A 17487-nucleotide genomic window follows, 5' to 3' on the forward strand; every position below is an offset into this window, starting at 1 on the left:
CGGGTGATCCTCTGGGGGCCGGGTCAGGTGGGTATCGGAGCGTTGCGCGCGCTCATTGCGCATCCCGGGCTGGACCTGGTCGGGCTGATCGTGCATTCGGAGTCCAAGGCCGGGCGCGACGCCGGGGAGATCTGTGGCATGCCCACGACCGGGGTGATCGCTACCCGCGACATCGATGCCGCGCTGGCGATCGATGCCGAGGTGGTCGCGTTCTTCGCCTCCGGCGATTACCGCTACCGGGAGGCCGCCGAGGATGTCGCGCGCTGTCTGCGCGCAGGCAAGAACGTGGTGTGCACATCCCTTGTGCCACTGTGCTATCCACCCGCGGCCGACCGCGAAACCGTCAAGCTTCTCCAGGACGCCTGCCGCGAGGGCGGCACCAGTCTGTTCAACAGCGGCGTTGACCCCGGCTGGGCGAACGATGTCATCGCGCTGACGATGACCGGGTTCAGCAGCAGGGTCGACACCATCACGATGCTGGAGATCCTCGACTACGGCCCGATCGCCCAACCGGAGATCATGTTCGATTTCATGGGTTTCGGTCATACGCCGGATTACCCGGCCCCGCTGTTCGACCCGGCGCGGCTGGCCGCGCTGTGGTCGCCGATCGTCCACCTGGTCGCGGACGGCGTCGGTCTGCCCCTGGATCGTGTCGAGACGACGATCGACAAGTGGCTGGCCACCGAGCGCTACCAGGTCGCCTCCGGCTGGGTGGAGCCCGGAACCATGGGCGGTATGCGCTTCAAGCTGGCCGGAATACTGGACGGCGAGGAACGTGTCGTGCTCGAGCACATCACCCGGATGGGTGAGCATGCGGCACCGGACTGGCCGCAGCATCAATCACCGCACGGCGGTTACCGGGTGATCGTCGACGGGTTGCCGACCTACACCGTCGACATCGAGATGCACGGGCGCGGAAACAACATGCGCGGGCTCACCTACGCGACGGTGATGCGAGAGCTCAATGCGATCCCGGCGGTGATTCGCGCAGAACCGGGCCTGCTGTCGACCCTGGATCTGCCGTTGGTCACCGGGCCGGTGCGGGGCGGTACCTGGCAAGGGGTCCTGCCGCGGAGGGTGCATGAACCACAACTCGGTTGAGCCGGTCTCGGACGATCTGTGGACGGTGATGAGCACCGCGACGGCGGTGCGGCGCTACCGCGACGAGGCCGTTCCCGATCAGATGCTGGAGAAGTGCCTGACGGCGGCGTCCTGGGCACCCTCGGGCGGCAACGGGCAACCCTGGCGGTTCGTGGTGCTCAACTCGCCGGAATTGCGTGCGCTCGTCACCACCGCCGCGCAGCGCACCTGGGAGGTGATGAAGGACTTCTACCGGCTGCCGGACGTCACCGACAGCGCCGACGATCCCAAATCACGCACATTGCGCACCATGGCCGAACACATGCGCGTCGGTGGCGGCGCACCCGCTCTGGTGTTGTTCTGCGTGCAGCCGCAGCGGGGCACCACGGAGTTGCAGCAGGGGGGCTCGGTGTTCCCCGCCGTCCAGAACTTCCTGCTGGCGGCGCGTTCGCAGGGGCTGGGCGCGGCCATCACCCTGTGGCAGGACGCCTGCGACGCCGAGTTGCGCCGGATCGTCGGCATCCCCGATACCTGGAAGGTCGCGACCTTGGTCACCGTGGGCTGGCCACGAGGACACCACCATCGGGTCCGACGCAAACCACTGGCCGATGTCGCGGTCCGCGACCATTGGGATCGGCCCTGGACACCTCAACCGGTCTGACCGGGTTTCGGCCCCGTCAGCGCAGAAACAACGCCGTCGCCTCCACGGTTGCCCACACCAACATGACCAGGCCGGTATCGCGCAACACCGGGATCAGCGCCGCCCCGCGCAGTCCGGAGCGCACCGGCGCAGCCGCGCGCAGGGCCAGCGGCGTGGCGATCAGCCCGACTGCGCACCACGGCGTGGCCCGCATCAGGGCCAGCGTCATCAGTCCGGTCAACGCCAGCAGCAGCGTGTAGAGGACCCGCGTGCGGGCGTCGCCGAGCCGGACCGCCAGCGTCAGTTTGCCGGCCGGCTCGTCGGTGGGGATGTCGCGCAGATTGTTGGCCACCAGCACCGCCGAGGACAGCGCGCCCACCCCGACCGCCAGCGCGCCGCCGACCCAGTCGATCCGCAGAGCCTGGGTGTATTGGGTGCCCAGCACCGCGACCAGACCGAAGAACACGAAGACCGCGATCTCGCCGAAGCCGGCGTAGCCGTACGGTCGCGACCCGCCGGTGTAGAGCCATGCTCCGGCAATGCAGACCGCCCCCACTGCCAGCAGCCAGGGCGCGGTGAGCAGGGCCAGCACCAAACCGGCCAGCGCTGCCACCGACAGCGCGGCGATCGCTGCGGACAGCACCGCCCGGGGGCTCGCCAGCCTGGCGCCCACCAGGCGCACCGGGCCGCTGCGATCGTCGTCGGTGCCCCGGATGCCGTCGGAGTAGTCATTGGCGTAGTTGACCCCGATGATCAGCGCCACCGCGACGGTCAGCGCCAGCAAGGCCTTCCACCACACTGCGGCGCCCAGCCACGCGGCCGCGCCCGTTCCGGCGACCACAGGGGCGATCGCATTGGGCAGGGTGCGGGGACGTGCCCCCTCTATCCATTGTGCGAAGCTGGCCACCGCACGATCCTTGCATGAGCGGCGGAACGTGCTCGGCGGTGACGACCCGATCGGGGTGGCCGTCAGCGGCGAGGTACCACCGAGATCAGGAGGAAGCGGCGGACATGCTGGGCGTGATCGGCGGTAGCGGCTTCTATTCGTTCTTCGGTGACGACGCGCGCCGCGTCACCAGCGACACCCCCTACGGGAGCCCCAGCGCCGAGATCACCGTCGGTGCGGTCGGCGGCCACGAGGTCGCCTTTCTGCCGCGGCACGGCGCGGCGCACGAGTATTCGGCCCACACGGTTCCCTATCGGGCCAACATGTGGGCGCTACGGGCGCTGGGAGTGCGGCGGATCCTGGCGCCCTGTGCGGTCGGCAGCCTGACTCCGGAACTGCCCCCCGGCTCGGTGGTGGTCCCCGACCAGCTGGTGGACCGCACCCGCGGCCGTGTCGACACCTACTTCGACGACGGCGGTGTGCACGTCGAGTTCGCCGATCCGTACTGCCCGGCGCTGCGGGCCGCGGTGACCGGGCTGCCCGACGTCGTCGACGGCGGGACCATGGTGGTGATCCAGGGCCCGCGCTTTTCCACCCGCGCCGAAAGTCAATGGTTCGCCGCGGCCGGATTCCGGCTGGTCAACATGACCGGGTATCCCGAGTCGGTGCTGGCCCGGGAGTTGGAAATGTGTTATGCCGCGGTAGCTCTGGTCACCGACTTGGATGCCGGTGTCGACGTCGGCGCCGGCGTGAAGGCCGTCGACGTGTTCGCCGAGTTCCAGAAGAACATCGAGCCGTTCAAAAACCTGGTGCACCAAGCCATCGAACAGATCGACGCCGAGCGCACCTGCACGCACTGCCTACCGCATGCGGGTATTCAGCTGCCGTTCGAACTGCCCTGAATCGACGTAGCGGCGCTCAGAGGTGGGCGGCCGCATACTCGGCGCCCTGCTCAGTCATGCCGTTGACGCCGTACGACGCATGTGCGAAGGGCGGCCCGCCGGCGGGAGCGCCGTTGCAGATGGTGTCGCCGTCGGCGCACAGTTCCAAGGCCTTGGACGCATACTGTGGACCGATCCGCACTGGTGGCGCGCCGTTGGGCGCAAGGAACTCCGCCGAAGGCTTGCCGAACAAGACGACCGCCGCAACGTGGTTGGCCACTGACGGCGGCATCGGCTGGGGGAGGTAGGCGAGGTAGGCGGCGGGGACTTCTTTGGGAACCTCGGCCGACGTGGTGTAGCCGGCCAGCGCCGCACCTTGTGAGAAGCCGCCCAGCACGATGCGGGTGTTGGGGCAGTTCGCGGCGGTGTTCTCGATATGGGTGCCGGCGTCTCGGATACCGTCGACCACGGTGCGGGCGAAGTCGACACCGCCGCCGAAATCATTGCTGGCGGCGTAATTGACCGGATACACCTCGAAGGAGCGCTCACCCACCTTGGCCCGCAGCGCATCGACGAAGGATTGACCGATGCCGCCGACGCCGGGTGGCTCGCCGGTGCCGCGCGCGAACACCACCTCCACGTCGGGGCAGGGTTGCGCCGAGACGGATGGGACGCCGGGGGCCACCAGTGCGGCACCGCCCAGCACCATCGCTGCGCCCAGATACCGAGCGATGCGCCGTGTTGTCGTTGTGACCAGTGCAGTGATGTCCATCGTGACCTTCATCCGTATTGTTTGCCCGCGCTCACGAGCAGAAAGTTTCGGCTACCCGTCGTCGGAGTTCGATAAACGCCTCGGTGCACCGGTGCTCGTGCTGGCCGCGCGAAGGCACTCAGTCGCCGCTCGAGCTGCCCTGCACCACGTCGCCGTCTTCGGCTGCATCGTCGCTGCCCCGATAGATCTTTGGTCCACCCGTGGGTGCGGCGGTGGGAGAGTTCGCTGATCGGAAGATGCGCGGTGCGCCGGGCTCGCCGGGCTTGTGGCGGTCGTGGGCGGGCACCGTCAGGCGTCCGACGACGATTGCCACCGCCAGGCCGCACAGGGCAAGCCCGCACAGCACCACGTCGAAGGTGCTGGTGATCTGCTGCGCGAGTCCGTTGCCGTACACCGGGTTCGCCGCCGCTGCGACGCGCTGGGCCTCGGTGAGCCGTGGAGCCAGACCGACGCCCACCACCACGCGCGCCACCGTGAAGCCGACGAGGACGGCACTCACCGACCAGACGGCGGGCGCCGGCAGGGATCGACTGCCCAGGTTGAGCCGCAGCCAGATCGCCAGGGCCGCGCTCACCACGTCGAACGCGCCCATCGCAACGCTGTCGTAGGGCGAACGCGGCAGGTCCAGGCCGGCAGCGACGCTCAGGTCGACGATGCGCATGAGGGCCGACCCGCAACTCCAGACCGCGATGAGCAGCAGCGTGTTGCGGGTCGCCGCCAGCCACGTCGTCGGCGACGCGTCGCGTGCCGCGGCTACCGCGAGCAATGCCCCGGCCGCCACCCACACCAGATAGCCCTCGAAACCGACCCCCGCCGTGGAGGTGTTCTGGGCGATGCCGTGAAAGCCGTCGATGTCGCGGCCCACCGGCAGCACCCACACCAGGAGTGCGGAAACCACAGTGGCTGCGCCGAGAAGGACAACGCTGAGTTGGGATGCCTTGTCGCGCAGTAGCACCCACCGCGAGGCGAAGAGCACCGTGACCCATGCCACCGCCCCGTACACCAGGGCGGTCGCGATGATCGCCACCTGCTCGCGGCCGAAGCCGTCGGCGGACTGTGCGTCGGGCAGGGCGAACCTCACCCGCCAATAGAGGTTGAACAGCGTGCTCAGGGTGGCACCGGCGATCGATGCGTACCCCAGGGCCCGGACTGTGCGCCGCCACAGCCGCACCGGTCCGGCAAGTACCGGTTGTGCGGCGAGCAACGCCCCTGCGGTGCCCAGCAAGGCGCCCGGGCCCACCCCGCCCGGCGGGCGCGGGCTTCCCCCGTAGCGCACCGTCTGCAGCACGTCGGCGGCTACCACACCGAGCACCAACAGCAGATACGGCGTGGCCAGCAGCAGTCGCAGCGCCGCGGTGGCGGCCGGATCGGCGGGCTCACGCGTGATCGCCCAGGGCCCGGCGTAGGTGGCGGCGATCGCCGCGACTGCGAGCACCGTGGCGACGGCCAGCGCAACCGCCAACCACGCCGTGGTGTCCGGGATTCCGACGCCGAGGTACACGCTCCACGGCAGGGCCGAGGCCGTGATCAGCAGTGCTGCGGCCGTCGCATCGCGGCCGAAATTCCAGGCCCTGGTCGACTCGGCGATCACCTGCTCACCATAGCCGCGAGCGGCACCTACGCCGTGGACCTGCGACGATCAGGCCGTTCGGCTCTCGGTCAGGCGCGGCTAGACTGGCTAATCGAGTGGCCGCGGAAGGAGACGCGTAATGGACGTCGCGCTCGGGGTGTCGATCACCGGCGCGCTCGCCCGGCTGGCGCTCGTCGAGTCGGACGGCTACGGCGATGCCGTCCTCGACGAGTCGATGCTCGACCTGACGCGCAATCCAGTCGAAACGCTGACCGACACCGTGCTCGGTACGCACCGCATGCTGGCCCACGAGGGCCACCGGTTGGCGGCGACGCGACTGTGCTGGTCGGACGCGGAATTGCTCGCCCAGCTCCGCCGGGCCCTGGAGGAGGCGGGGGTCGAGAACGTCGCCGAGCTGGCCCAGGCGCGTTCGGCCGTGGCGCTGGCGCGCAACGCCACCGACGAGGACGGTCAGACCACGTGGTTGCCCGCCGGACCGGCCGGCGACGCGACCATGACCGCACCGGCGGTGACGCAGGCCAGCGCCGTGGAGGCAGCGTCCACGGAGCTGGCGCCAGCGGTGGCCGAAGGCCAGCCGGAGCAGCAGCTGGCGTATTCGATGACCGACGACGACGGTGAGTTGCTGCCGGTGGAGTACGCCGAGAACGACTACGAAGGCTACGAGGCCGACTACGGGGGAGTTGACCCCGCTGAAGCCGACGAACAGGCTCCACTGCCGCCGGTGGGGCGTGCACTTCTGGTGGGCAGCTCGGTCGGGGGAATTCTGGTGGCCGGATGCGCGGCACTGGCGGTGGCGGTGACCATCGGCATCCGCCCGACCGCCGCGTCCACAACGTCGCAGCCCCCGGTGGTGCCGCCGCCCCAGTCCCAGCCGGTGCCGGGCAACTTCATGCCCGTGCTGCCGGTACCCAAGCCGGTGCCCACGTCCGTTCCGCAGGTTCCGCCGCTGAACTCCATTGTGGCGCCCGTGAATCCAGCTCCGGCCGTGGTTGTTCCGCCGGCGGTGCCGGCATCCCCGGCGCCTCCTGCGGTGATCCCGTTCCCGATTCCGATCCCGATCATCACCGGACCCGTCGGGGGCGGCGGCGGTTGGCTGCCCGGCTCGGGTAACGGTGGGGGAGGTGTCGGGCCAGGTCGCGACCACGGCGAAGGTGGTCACTCCGGCGGCGATGCCGGCTCGGGCGGCAATACGGGAGGCAACGGCCCAGGCGGCAACCCGGGCGAATCCGGCAGCGGTTCAGGCGGTTCCGGCGACAGTGGTTCCGGCGGCAACACCGGCGGGTCCGGCGGCAACACCGGGGGTTCTGAAGGCAGCGGTTCCGGGGGTGGCGACGGGGGCGGCGACGCGGGCGGATCCGGTTCCGGTGGACAGGGCGGAGACACGAGCGGTTCCAGCGGTTCGGGTTCGGGGACTTCCGGGTCGAACGGTTCCGGTTCGGGGACTTCCGGCTCCGGCGGTTCGGGTTCGGGAACATCCGGGTCGGACGGCACAGGCGGCTCCGGCGCTACGTCGGGGGGCCCCTCGGGTGAATCAGGTGGCTCCGGCGGTACTTCCGCCGGTTCCGGCGGCACCGCCGGCGATTCCGGCGGCGGCGGATCGAGCTCCGCGGGCTCAGGCGGCGACGCCGGGGCATCGTCGGGCAGTAGCGGCTCCAGCGGCGACTCCGGCGGCTCGAGTAGCGGCTCGAGCGGCGCCTCCGGCGGCTCGAGCGGTGGTTCCAGCGGCGGCTCCAGCGGCTCGAGCGGTGGCTCGAGTAGTGGGGCGGACTGAACTTCTCACCCGGTGACCGCGCAGGGCCGGCTCGCTGGCGGCGATTCGGGCTCGCGGTCTAGCCTGACGCTTTCCGGCCGGCAGAGAACTGGTGCGCCAGTGCTTTTCGATCCAGTTTGCCGATCCCGTGCCGGGGGAGCGAGGCGACGAGATGCAGCTCGCGGGGCGCGGCCGTAGTGTCCAGAGACTTCGCGACATGGGCGCGCAGCTCTTCCAGGGTCGGCGGTGCCGCACCGGGCGCCGGCACGACCGCGGCGACCACGCGCTGCCCCAGTCGATCGTCGTCGATCCCGAACACCGCGCACTCGGCCACCGCGGGATGGGTCGACAACGCCGACTCCACCGGACCGGGAAGCACCGTCAGGCCGCCGGTGCTGATGGCGTCATCGGCTCGGCCGAGCACCGTCAGACGGCCCGAGGAATCAAGGGCGCCAACGTCATCGGTGACAAACCATCCTGGCTGCGCGAACGGGTCCGGCTCAACCGGATTGCGATAACCGCGGGCCAGGGTGGGACCGCCGATCGTGATACGGCCCTCGCTGCCGATGCGCACCCGGACGCCCGACAGCGGAATCCCGTCATAGACGCAACCGCCGGCGGTTTCGCTCATGCCGTAGGTGCGCACCACCCGCACTCCTGCGGTTGCTGCGGCGTCCAGTACCGGTTGCGGTGCCGGGCCTCCGCCCAGCAGCACCGCGTCCAGCTCCGCCAGTGCGGCCGCGGAAGCCGGGACTGTCAGCGCCTTGGCCAGTTGGGTGGCGACCAGTGAGGTGTAGCGCCGGCCAGATCCGAGTGCCGACACCGCTGCGGGTAACTGCGCGACGTCGAAACCTGTTGTCACATCGAGCTCTACGGGGTCCATACCCGAAGCAACGCTGCGCACCAGCACCTGGATGCCGGCGATATGGTGGGCCGGCAGGGCCAGCAGCCAGCGGCCTGGTCCGCCCAGTCGCTCGTGCGTGGCAGTGGCGCTGGCCATCAGAGACGCCGCTGTCAGCAGGGCGCCCTTGGGCGTCCCGGTGGTTCCCGAGGTGGTCACCACCAGCGCGAGGTCGTCGCTGATGGGTTCACCCACCCGCAATGCGGTCAGGGTCGATGGATCGGTGTCCGGGCCTACCGGCGTGAATGCGTCGTTTCGCCCATCCAAAACCTCCTGCAGGGCGGGCAGGAGCGCGGCAACGGCACCGCCGGGCGGAATCGCCAGCGCACGCAGGAGTGCTATGGGTTGCCTCCGTTGGTGGGGGCGTCATCGAGCAGCCAGCCCTTTGCCGCCAGCCGCTCACGTACCCGTTCGACATCCTCAGTGGCGGGCAGTTCGTTGGTCAGACGGGCGATCAGCACGCCGATGTCGATGCGGTCGAACTCCCCGCGGCCGATCAGTTCGCGGGCGACGTCTTTGACTTCGTCGTTGGTCAGCCGCCGCGACAGCAGTGCCAGTAGCGGAACGTAGTCATTCTGCGGCACGCCGTCGGGATACCCGGCGCGCAGCCAGGCGACGATCGAGGTGAGAAACTTGTTCATACCGCGTCAACTTCCCGCACCGACACCGCCAGGAACATGTCGGCTGCCATAGTACGTCTAGTCAAAGCCAAACACCTCGTCCCACGTGCCCCAGTCTTCCCACTGCCAGCCGATCCGATGCTCGATGAAGTCGCGGGCGATGAACAGCACCCCGACCGCCACGGCGGCGATTAACACCGCGAAGACCGTCCACCGCAGCAGGATCAGCTCTCGGCGGTAATGCGTCGCTGTGTCGGCTGCGTCACCCAGTCGGACGCCGACGGCGAACAACGCCGGCAGTGCGGTGCCGACCAGCAGGCCGAAGATCAGGATCTTCGCTGTCGCAACGTAGTCGAACCAGCTGCTCAAGGTGGTCACGCGCCGACCTCCTCGGTGCCTACCTTGTCCGCAACGCTGGGTGCATCCGGTTGGGGCGCAATGACTTCGAGACCATCCGTCATATGGGCGCCCCAGTCGGCGGTGACGTTGGTGTGGTCGACCGGGACTTTGCGCGACTGCAGCCAGATGAGTGCGGAGGCTCCCACCAGCAGTACCGCCCCGGTGATGGTGCCGGGGTAGCCGCCGATGCGGTGGATCATCTGGTAAGTGCCTGCCCCGATGGCGCCGGCCAGCGGCAGCGTGATCAACCAGGCGGTCGCCATCCGGCGGGCGACTCCCCAACGCACGGTGGCGCCGGGCCTTCCCAGACCCGATCCCAACACCGAACCCGTCACTACCTGCGTGGTCGACAGTGAGTAGCCGAAGTGACTGGACAGCAAAATGATGGCCGCCGAGGACGACTCGGCAGCCATCCCCTGGGGGGATTCGATCTCGACGAGTCCCTTGCCCAAGGTGCGGATAACCCGCCACCCGCCGAAATAGGTGCCGGCGGCCATCGCCACCGCACACGACACGATCACCCACAGCGGCGGTGTGACATCGGTCTTGTGGGCGGCCCCGTAGGAGATCAAGGCGAGGAAGATCATGCCCATGGTCTTTTGGGCGTCGTTGGTGCCGTGCGCCAGCGACATCAGGGCCGCGGAGACCACTTGGCCGCGCCGGAAGTCCCGCAGGGTGCGTTTTCGCGAGACGCCCCGGCTCAACCGGTACACCAGCCAGGTGCCGACGGTGGCGATCAAGGTTGCGGCCAGCACGGCGATCACCGTGGGCACCAGCACCTTCGAGACCACCCCGGGCCAGCGCACCCCGGCCGTGCCGGCGGCGGCCAGCATGGCGCCCACGACGCCGCCGATCAAGGCGTGCGACGAGCTGGACGGGATGCCGAAAAGCCAGGTGGTCAGGTTCCACACGATGCCGCCGACGAGTCCGGCGAACATCACCTCCAGCGTCACCAGATTGGTGACCACGAGGTCTTTGGCCACCGTGGCCGCCACCTGGGTGGACATGAACGCGCCGACAAGATTAAGCGTCGCGCACAGCGTCACCGCCGTCTTGGGCTTGAGAGCACCGCTGGCGATCCCGGTGGCCACAGCGTTGCCGGTGTCGTGGAAGCCGTTGGTGAAGTCGAAAGCCAGGGCGGTGATCACAACCGTGATCAACAGGAACAGCTCCAAGGTCACCGTGCGGATTTTTGCAGCAGAACCGGGACCTTGTCGAGCCGGGTCAGCCGTGCTTGGCGCCCAGCAGGTACCAACCCAGATGGTGGCCCAGGAAGTCGCGGGCGATGAACAGCACCCCGAGGATCGCCACGGCCAGCACAACCAGGAAGATCGTCCAGCTCAGAGCCACCAACAGCGACCGGCGCAGGCCGGGCGTCCCGGCGTCCACCGCGGAGGCGCTGGTGCCGGCCGCGTTCACCCGGACGCCGACGGCGAACAGCGCCGGCAGCAGTCCACCGACCAGCAGGCCGAAAACCAGGATCTTCAGCGTGGCGTCGAAGTTGAACCACTGGCTCATGAGCGGATGACCTCGCGGGCCGGGGCGGGGGTATCGGGCACAGCCGCCAGCTTCGCCTCGTCGGTGCCGGCTTCGAGCGCCGCGCGCAGGGCGCGCTCGACTTCCTGACCGGCTTCCTCGGGCCGCACGCCCGGGGCGTCCAGGCCGCCGGTCAGGGTGCCGTCCCATTCGGCGTTGACGTTGCTGTGGTCGATACGGGCGCGGCGCGACCGCAGCCAGATCGCCAGCACCGCCGTGATCAGCAGGGTCACGCCGACGGCGATGCCGAAGTAGCCGCCGATGCCGTGCACCAGGCCGTACGCGCCGGAGCCGACGCCGCCGGCCATGGGCAGGGTCACCAGCCAGGCCGATGCCATCCGCCCGGCGACGCCCCAGCGGACCTGTGCGCCGGGCTTGCCGACGCCGCTGCCGAGCACCGAACCGGTGGCGACCTGGGTGGTGGACAGCGAGTAGCCGAAGTGGCTGGACAGCAGGATGACGGCGGCGGCCGACGACTCGGCCGCCATGCCCTGGGGAGACTTGATCTCGACCAGTCCCTTGCCCAGGGTGCGGATGATGCGCCAGCCGCCGGTGTAGGTGCCGGCGGCCATGGCCAGCGCGCAGCTGACGATCACCCACAACGGGGGAAGGGTTTCGGACGTGCTGACGGCGCCGTAGGACATCAGGGCCAGGAAGATGACACCCATGGTCTTCTGCGCGTCGTTGGTGCCGTGCGCCAGGGACACCAACGCGGCCGAACCGATCTGGCCACGCCGGAACAACTTCTCGGACCGCTTCTCGTCCACGCCGCGGGTTGCGCGGTAGACCAGCCAGGTGCCGACGGAGGCGATCACCGTGGCGATCAGGGTGGCGACCACCGCCGGGACCAGCACCTTTGAGACCACGCCGCTCCAGATCACCCCGTGGCCGCCCACCGCGGCGATCATCGCGCCCACGATGCCGCCGATCAAGGCGTGCGACGAGCTCGACGGAATGCCGAGCAACCAGGTCAGCAGGTTCCACACGATGCCGCCGACCAGGCCGGCGAAAATGAGTTCCAGGCTCACCAGCTGGGCGTCGACCAGCCCCTTGGCGATCGTCGCCGCGACCGCGGTGGACAGGAACGCGCCGATCAGGTTCAGGCAGGCCGACAGGGTGACCGCTGCCTTGGGCTTGAGCGCACCGCTGGCAATCGACGTCGCCATCGCATTTCCGGTGTCATGGAAGCCGTTGGTGAAGTCGAAGGCCAAAGCCGTGACTACCACGATGATCAAAAGGAACAGATCAAGGCTCACGGGAGCATCACGGCACTGATTCTGGTGCCTCGATGGGGCCGTTGTCTAACCATCGCCGGTGGGAAACGCCGGTGTATGTCGAGACGTTTCGAACTGTTTGCCGTTCGTTAACCTGACGCCTCGGGCTGTTTGGCCTGGCGGGTGTCGCGCCGCAGCGGATGCTCGGCGGGCACCTCCACGAATATCAGCGTCAGGCCGTCCGGATCGGTGACATGCATCTCACGCAGACCCCAGGGCTCCTGGCGTGCTTCCCGGGCGATCGGCACGCCACGCTCCTGCAGTTCGGCCTGAGTCGCGGCGACGTCGCGCACCTGCAGCCACAGTGCCCCCGGGAACGGTGGTGGAGCAACGCGCGGGTTGCCGTGCCCGGCGAGTTCGATCAGCGACTGGCCGGCGTAGAACACCATTCCGGCGCCGTAGTCGCGGGCGATCGCCAACCCGATCTCGTCACGGTAGAACCGCAGCGAGCGTTGGTAGTCGACCGGGCGGAGCAAGACCCGGCTGGCCAGAATCTCCATGCCTGCGTGTCTAGCACGTTCGGCGCCGCGGTATCAGCGACCGCGCTGCATGACCGAGGTGACCAAGCCCGGGGCCACCACATCCAGGGCGCGCGCGGTCACCGCGATGCGCGGGGCGATGCGCACCGGTCGGCTGCGCGCCGCGGTGATCATCCATTCGGCGGCCTCGCCGGAACTCAATGCCGGGCGGTTCTCGAAGGCTTTGGTGGGCGCGATCATCGGGGTGGCCACCAGCGGGTAGTACAGCGTGGTGGAATGCACCCCCTCGCCGGCCCACTCCGTTTCGATGACGCGGCTGACCGCCGACAGCGCCGTCTTGGAGGCGTTGTACACCCCGAACAGCGGTGAGGCTTCGCTCATCACACCCCAGGTGGCGACGTTGATGATGTGCCCGTCGCCGCGCTGGCGCATGCCCGGGGCGATCGCGCGGATCAGGCGCAGCGGCGAGTAGTAGTTCAGGGTCATGGTCCGCTCGACGTCGTGCCAGCGGTCCAGCGACTCCGCCAGCGGCCGCCGAATGGAACGCCCGGCGTTGTTGACCAGGATGTCCACCCCGCCCAGACGGGCTTCGACGTCGGCGGCCAAAGCGTCGATGGCCGCCATGTCGGACAGGTCGCAGGCAATCGCGATGCCCTGGCCGCCGGCGGCGGTGATCCGTGCCACGACCTCGTCGAGCAGGTCCTTACGGCGGGCCACCGCGACCACGGTGGCGCCCTCGGCGGCGAACCGCTCCGCCGCGGCCTCGCCGATACCCGAGGAGGCGCCGGTGAGCAGCACCCGCTTGCCGCGCAGCTCGATCGGCTTGGCCAGCGGCCGGTATGCCAGCAGTTGCGGCGCGACGGGCGGCCGCATTGCGGTCAGGAAGGCCGCCTCGGTCAGGCGGCGCAGCGGGCTCTTGCTCATGGTTGGCGAGTCTAGGCGGGGGCTCGCGGCAGGCGATCGCCCCTAGAAGTAGCGGGGGAACCGGCTCCAGTCCGGATCGCGCTTCTCCAGGAACGAGTCGCGGCCCTCGACCGCCTCGTCGGTCATGTAGGCCAGCCGGGTGGCTTCCCCGGCGAACAGTTGCTGACCCACCAGGCCGTCATCGAGCAGGTTGAAGGCGAACTTCAGCATGCGCTGCGCCTGAGGCGATTTGCCGTTGATCTCCTTGGCCCACTGCACGCCGGTGGCTTCCAGATCGGCATGGTCCACCACGTCGTTGACCGCGCCCATCTGGTGCATCTGCTCGGCGGTGTAGGTCCGGCCCAGAAAGAAGATCTCGCGAGCGAACTTCTGGCCCACCTGCCGGGCCAGGTAGGCGCTGCCGTACCCGCCGTCGAAGCTGCCGACGTCGGCGTCGGTCTGCTTGAACCTCGCGTGCTCGCGGCTGGCCAGGGTGAGGTCGCACACCACATGCAAACTGTGCCCGCCGCCGGCGGCCCAGCCGTTGACCAGGCAGATCACCGGTTTGGGCATGAACCGGATCAGCCGCTGCACCTCCAGGATGTGTAGCCTGCCCGCCCGGGCCGCATCGACGGTGTCGGCGGTCTCCCCGGCGGCGTACTGGTAGCCGCTGCGCCCGCGAATGCGCTGATCGCCCCCGGAGCAGAACGCCCAGCCGCCGTCTTTGGGGGAGGGCCCGTTGCCGGTCAGCAGCACCACGCCGACGTCCGGAGACATCCTGGCGTGATCCAGCGCCTGGTACAGCTCGTCGACGGTGTGCGGCCGAAACGCGTTGCGCACCTCGGGACGGTTGAACGCCACCCGCACCGTCGCGTCGGTGACGTGGCGGTGATAGGTGATATCGGTCAGGTCGGCGAAGCCGGCGTCGTACTCCGAGACCGGTCGCCAGATGCTCTCGTCAAAGGGGTTGCTGCTCACGCCTGCGACCGTACCGGTGCGGTGGCGTCAGGTGGCGCGACCCTGTGGGCGGACGCGCGCAGTCCGGCCGCAGTGGCAGCAGCGGCCGACCAGGGTGTCTACCGTGGAGACGATGACCAGGCAGGTGTGGACGGCCCGGACGAACCGCGGTCTTGACGGCACGGCCCGTGTGCACGGTCCACGCGGGGCCGCCGAACCGGCGACGAGCCGCCGCGCGTGAGCACGAGCCACCGGCCTGAGGGGCCGCCGCCGCTGGACGACATCCTCGACCGCCTGCACGTGGTGGCGCTGCCGATGCGCGTCACATTTCGCGGCATCATGGTGCGTGAGGTGGCACTGATCGACGGTCCGGCCGGCTGGGGAGAGTTCGGCGCCTTCGCTGAATACGAACCGCCCGAGGCCGCGCACTGGCTGGCCGCCGCACTGGAGGCCGCCTACCGCCCACCGCCACCGTCCCTTCGCCACCGCGTCCCCATCAACGCAACAGTGCCCGCGGTCGAGCCCGAACGGGTGCCCGAGGTGCTGGCGCGGTTCCCCGGCGCCCGTACCGCCAAAGTCAAAGTCGCCGAGCCGGGCCAGTCCCTGGCCGACGATGTCGCCCGAGTCGAGGCAGTCCGCGCGCTGATCCCCACCGTGCGCGTCGACGCCAACGGCGGCTGGACCGTGGCTCAGGCCGTTGCGGCGGAAAAGGCACTGGGCGCACTGGAATACCTGGAGCAGCCCTGTGCCACGGTCGCCGAACTGGCGGCGTTGCGCCGCAGGATCGACACGCCGGTGGCCGCCGACGAAAGCATCCGCAAAGCCGAGGACCCCCTGGCGGTCAAGGCCGCTGACGCGGCCGATATTGCTGTCCTGAAAGTCGCCCCGCTGGGCGGCGTGGGCCCGCTGTTGACGATCGCCGGCCAGATCGGCATTCCGGTGGTGATCTCCAGCGCTATCGACTCGGCGGTCGGCATCGCCGCCGGGCTGCGCGCCGCGGCAGCGCTGCCGGATCTGCAGTACGCCTGCGGCCTGGGTACCGGATCCCTGTTCGTCGAGGACATCGCCGAGACGCCGGCGCCGACCGACGGCTACTTACCGGTGCAGCCGGTTGTCCCGGACCCGGCCCGGCTGCAGGCTCTGCGCGCGACGCCGCAACGCCGTCAGTGGTGGATCGACCGGATCGGCTCCTGCCATCGCCTATTGCGGCGCTGAGCCCTCACACGCTGGGCAGTCGGGCGTCGATCCCGTTGGCGATCGTCACGGCTTCATCGCTGACGTAGAGCTTGCAGGCCAGTACGTCGATCGCCACGTTGTTGGTGACGCGCAGGGCCCGCTGGCATGACCAACCCGCGCTTCCGTCCTGGTGCTGGGTCATCCACAGCGTCCAGTCGACGTCGGTCACCGGGTCGAATGTCCAGGAGGTGTCGGGGCGGTCGTTTTTGACGGTGCCGAAAGTTCGCTCCCCGCACGGGGACCATTGCCGGGCGGTCATGCCGAAGAAATCCCGCGCGGCGTCTCGGGTGGCGAACACCGTCGCGGCCTGAATCACGAAATGGTCGTGGCTGTACTCGGTGAGGCTCTGGACCAGCGTCGCCGTCCAGTCTGCGTCGCCGTACACCGTCTTCTCGGCGGGCATCCAGGCCACCAGGCAGCTGTGGTCGGGGAATTGGCGGCCGGAGTCGAACATCCGCGATCGGGAGTCTTGCACCCGCATGCCGCCGGCCCCCATGATGTCGCTGACGGTGGTGGCCTTGAGCAGCAGTTCGGGCAGCATGGCGGCGGTCACCGGCCGGGGGCCGTCGCGGTCGGCGGGGATCGCCACTCCGCCGGTGACGCGTGCGCAGTCCGTCAGCACGGCGCAGGCCAGCATCAGTACCGATACCAACCCGGCGTGCCGTAGCCGCATCACCTTCCCCCGCTGCGCAGTTGCGATGCTCACACTTTAAAGCGCCGAGGCGTCGCGTACCTTCACTCTGGTGACCAACCTCGCCTACGACGACCGCAATCAGGAGGGGGAGCCGGTCCTTTTCATCGCCGGGCGCGGGGGCGCCGGCCGGGGCTGGCATCTGCATCAGGTCCGCGAGTTCCAGCTCGCCCGGTACCGCCCGATCACCTTCGACAACCGGGGCATCGGTGCCACCGAGAACGCTTCCGGGTTCACCACCGAGACGATGGTGGCCGACACCGCCGAACTGATCGAATCGCTGAACATCGCCCCGGTCCGCATCGTCGCGGTGTCGATGGGCTCGTTCATCGCCCAAGAACTGATGCTGGCACGGCCCGAGTTGGTGAAATCCGCTGTCTTGATGGCAACCCGCGGCCGCCACGACCGCGCCCGCGAGTTCTTCTATTCCGCCGAAGCCAAACTCGCCGAATCCGGTGCCGATCTTCCCGCCGAGTACGAAGCCAAAGTGCGCCTGCTGGAGAGCTTTTCACCGAAGACGCTCAGTGACGACGCGGCAATCAAGGACTGGATCGCGATGTTCACCATGTGGCCGGTCAAAAACACCCCGGGATTACGTTGCCAGCTCGACGTGGCACCGCTGACCAACCGGCTGCCCGCCTACGCCAATATCACCCAGCCGGTGCTGGTGATCGGTTTCGGCGACGACGTCGTCACCCCGGCGCACCTGAGCCGCGAAGTCGCCGACGCGATCCCGGGCGCACGCTACCTGGAGATCCCCGACGCCGGGCACCTCGGTTTCATCGAGAAGCCCGACCAGGTCAACAAGGCGGCCCTGGAGTTCCTGGCCGAGGTCGACGGCAAGCCCTTCCGCTGGGCGGCTGCACCGTCGCCGCACGACTAACCTGATAC

19 protein-coding genes are annotated in these 17487 nt (G+C 69.1%); 6 read left to right on the plus strand and 13 right to left on the minus strand.

Annotated elements, in window-relative coordinates:
• Positions 1–3: 3 nt before the first annotated feature.
• Both G6N14_RS00115 and G6N14_RS00120 read left to right on the plus strand, forming a co-directional pair.
• A complete protein-coding gene (locus G6N14_RS00115) occupies positions 4–1101 on the plus strand; it encodes an NAD(P)H-dependent amine dehydrogenase family protein (RefSeq protein ID WP_085136760.1) in 1098 nt (365 codons plus the stop codon).
• The gene (locus G6N14_RS00120; RefSeq protein WP_179960796.1) at positions 1082–1741 is read left to right on the plus strand and encodes a nitroreductase family protein; all 660 of its coding nucleotides are present in this window, start codon (positions 1082–1084) and stop codon (positions 1739–1741) included. The genes G6N14_RS00115 and G6N14_RS00120 overlap by 20 nt, the downstream gene beginning before the upstream one ends.
• 16 nt (positions 1742–1757) lie before the next feature.
• On the opposite strand, the gene G6N14_RS00125 is transcribed toward G6N14_RS00120, so the two are convergent.
• On the minus strand, positions 1758–2627 hold the full coding sequence (locus G6N14_RS00125) for a 1,4-dihydroxy-2-naphthoate polyprenyltransferase (protein ID WP_085136617.1): 870 nt from the start codon (positions 2625–2627) through the stop codon (positions 1758–1760).
• Between the two features lie 104 nt (positions 2628–2731).
• Between G6N14_RS00125 and G6N14_RS00130 the strand changes: the two genes are divergently transcribed.
• On the plus strand, positions 2732–3508 hold the full coding sequence (locus G6N14_RS00130) for an S-methyl-5'-thioadenosine phosphorylase (RefSeq protein ID WP_085136618.1): 777 nt from the start codon (positions 2732–2734) through the stop codon (positions 3506–3508).
• Positions 3509–3524: 16 nt separating this feature from the next.
• Here G6N14_RS00130 and G6N14_RS00135 read toward each other — a convergent pair whose 3' ends face one another.
• Positions 3525–4259 carry a cutinase family protein gene (locus G6N14_RS00135; protein ID WP_085136762.1) on the minus strand — a complete coding sequence of 245 codons (735 nt, stop codon included), beginning with the start codon at positions 4257–4259 and terminating at the stop codon, positions 3525–3527.
• 118 nt (positions 4260–4377) lie between these two features.
• A complete protein-coding gene (locus G6N14_RS00140) occupies positions 4378–5850 on the minus strand; it encodes a DUF7937 domain-containing protein (protein ID WP_085136619.1) in 1473 nt (490 codons plus the stop codon).
• A gap of 118 nt (positions 5851–5968) precedes the next feature.
• On the opposite strand from G6N14_RS00140, the gene G6N14_RS00145 reads away from it, so the two are divergent.
• Positions 5969–7621 (plus strand): DUF7159 family protein, encoded by a 1653-nt coding sequence (locus G6N14_RS00145; RefSeq protein WP_109559879.1) that lies wholly within the window; start codon positions 5969–5971, stop codon positions 7619–7621.
• Between the two features lie 58 nt (positions 7622–7679).
• Here the strand turns inward: G6N14_RS00145 and menE are convergent, their stop codons facing one another.
• The 9 genes from menE to G6N14_RS00190 form a co-directional block, all read right to left on the minus strand.
• Entirely contained in the window at positions 7680–8825 is a 1146-nt protein-coding gene (gene menE, locus G6N14_RS00150) for an o-succinylbenzoate--CoA ligase (protein ID WP_234808997.1), read from the minus strand.
• Between the two features lie 14 nt (positions 8826–8839).
• Positions 8840–9142 (minus strand): DUF3349 domain-containing protein, encoded by a 303-nt coding sequence (locus tag G6N14_RS00155; protein ID WP_085136622.1) that lies wholly within the window; start codon positions 9140–9142, stop codon positions 8840–8842.
• A gap of 57 nt (positions 9143–9199) precedes the next feature.
• Positions 9200–9490: a hypothetical protein gene (locus G6N14_RS00160; protein ID WP_085136763.1), complete on the minus strand. Its 291-nt coding sequence runs from the start codon at positions 9488–9490 to the stop codon at positions 9200–9202.
• A 5-nt stretch (positions 9491–9495) separates the two neighbouring features.
• A complete protein-coding gene (locus G6N14_RS00165; RefSeq protein WP_085136623.1) occupies positions 9496–10701 on the minus strand; it encodes an inorganic phosphate transporter in 1206 nt (401 codons plus the stop codon).
• 43 nt (positions 10702–10744) lie between these two features.
• Positions 10745–11038 carry a hypothetical protein gene (locus G6N14_RS00170; RefSeq protein ID WP_085128117.1) on the minus strand — a complete coding sequence of 98 codons (294 nt, stop codon included), beginning with the start codon at positions 11036–11038 and terminating at the stop codon, positions 10745–10747.
• Positions 11035–12312, minus strand: a complete 1278-nt coding sequence (locus G6N14_RS00175; protein ID WP_085136624.1) for an inorganic phosphate transporter — start codon at positions 12310–12312, stop codon at positions 11035–11037. The genes G6N14_RS00170 and G6N14_RS00175 overlap by 4 nt, the downstream gene beginning before the upstream one ends.
• Positions 12313–12419: 107 nt before the next feature.
• Positions 12420–12830, minus strand: coding sequence for a VOC family protein (locus G6N14_RS00180; protein WP_085136625.1), 411 nt, complete (start codon positions 12828–12830; stop codon positions 12420–12422).
• Positions 12831–12863: 33 nt separating this feature from the next.
• Positions 12864–13733, minus strand: coding sequence for an SDR family oxidoreductase (locus tag G6N14_RS00185; protein ID WP_085136626.1), 870 nt, complete (start codon positions 13731–13733; stop codon positions 12864–12866).
• A 42-nt stretch (positions 13734–13775) separates the two neighbouring features.
• Positions 13776–14690 (minus strand): 1,4-dihydroxy-2-naphthoyl-CoA synthase, encoded by a 915-nt coding sequence (locus tag G6N14_RS00190; RefSeq protein ID WP_085136627.1) that lies wholly within the window; start codon positions 14688–14690, stop codon positions 13776–13778.
• Between the two features lie 216 nt (positions 14691–14906).
• Here G6N14_RS00190 and G6N14_RS00195 point away from each other — a divergent pair, with 216 nt between their 5' ends.
• The gene (locus G6N14_RS00195; protein WP_085136628.1) at positions 14907–15884 is read left to right on the plus strand and encodes an o-succinylbenzoate synthase; all 978 of its coding nucleotides are present in this window, start codon (positions 14907–14909) and stop codon (positions 15882–15884) included.
• Positions 15885–15888: 4 nt separating this feature from the next.
• Here G6N14_RS00195 and G6N14_RS00200 read toward each other — a convergent pair whose 3' ends face one another.
• Positions 15889–16611: a sensor domain-containing protein gene (locus G6N14_RS00200; protein WP_234808982.1), complete on the minus strand. Its 723-nt coding sequence runs from the start codon at positions 16609–16611 to the stop codon at positions 15889–15891.
• A gap of 37 nt (positions 16612–16648) precedes the next feature.
• On the opposite strand from G6N14_RS00200, the gene G6N14_RS00205 reads away from it, so the two are divergent.
• Positions 16649–17479: an alpha/beta fold hydrolase gene (locus G6N14_RS00205; RefSeq protein WP_085136629.1), complete on the plus strand. Its 831-nt coding sequence runs from the start codon at positions 16649–16651 to the stop codon at positions 17477–17479.
• Positions 17480–17487 lie beyond the last annotated feature (8 nt).

This window comes from Mycolicibacter hiberniae, assembly GCF_010729485.1.
Taxonomy (GTDB): domain Bacteria; phylum Actinomycetota; class Actinomycetes; order Mycobacteriales; family Mycobacteriaceae; genus Mycobacterium; species Mycobacterium hiberniae.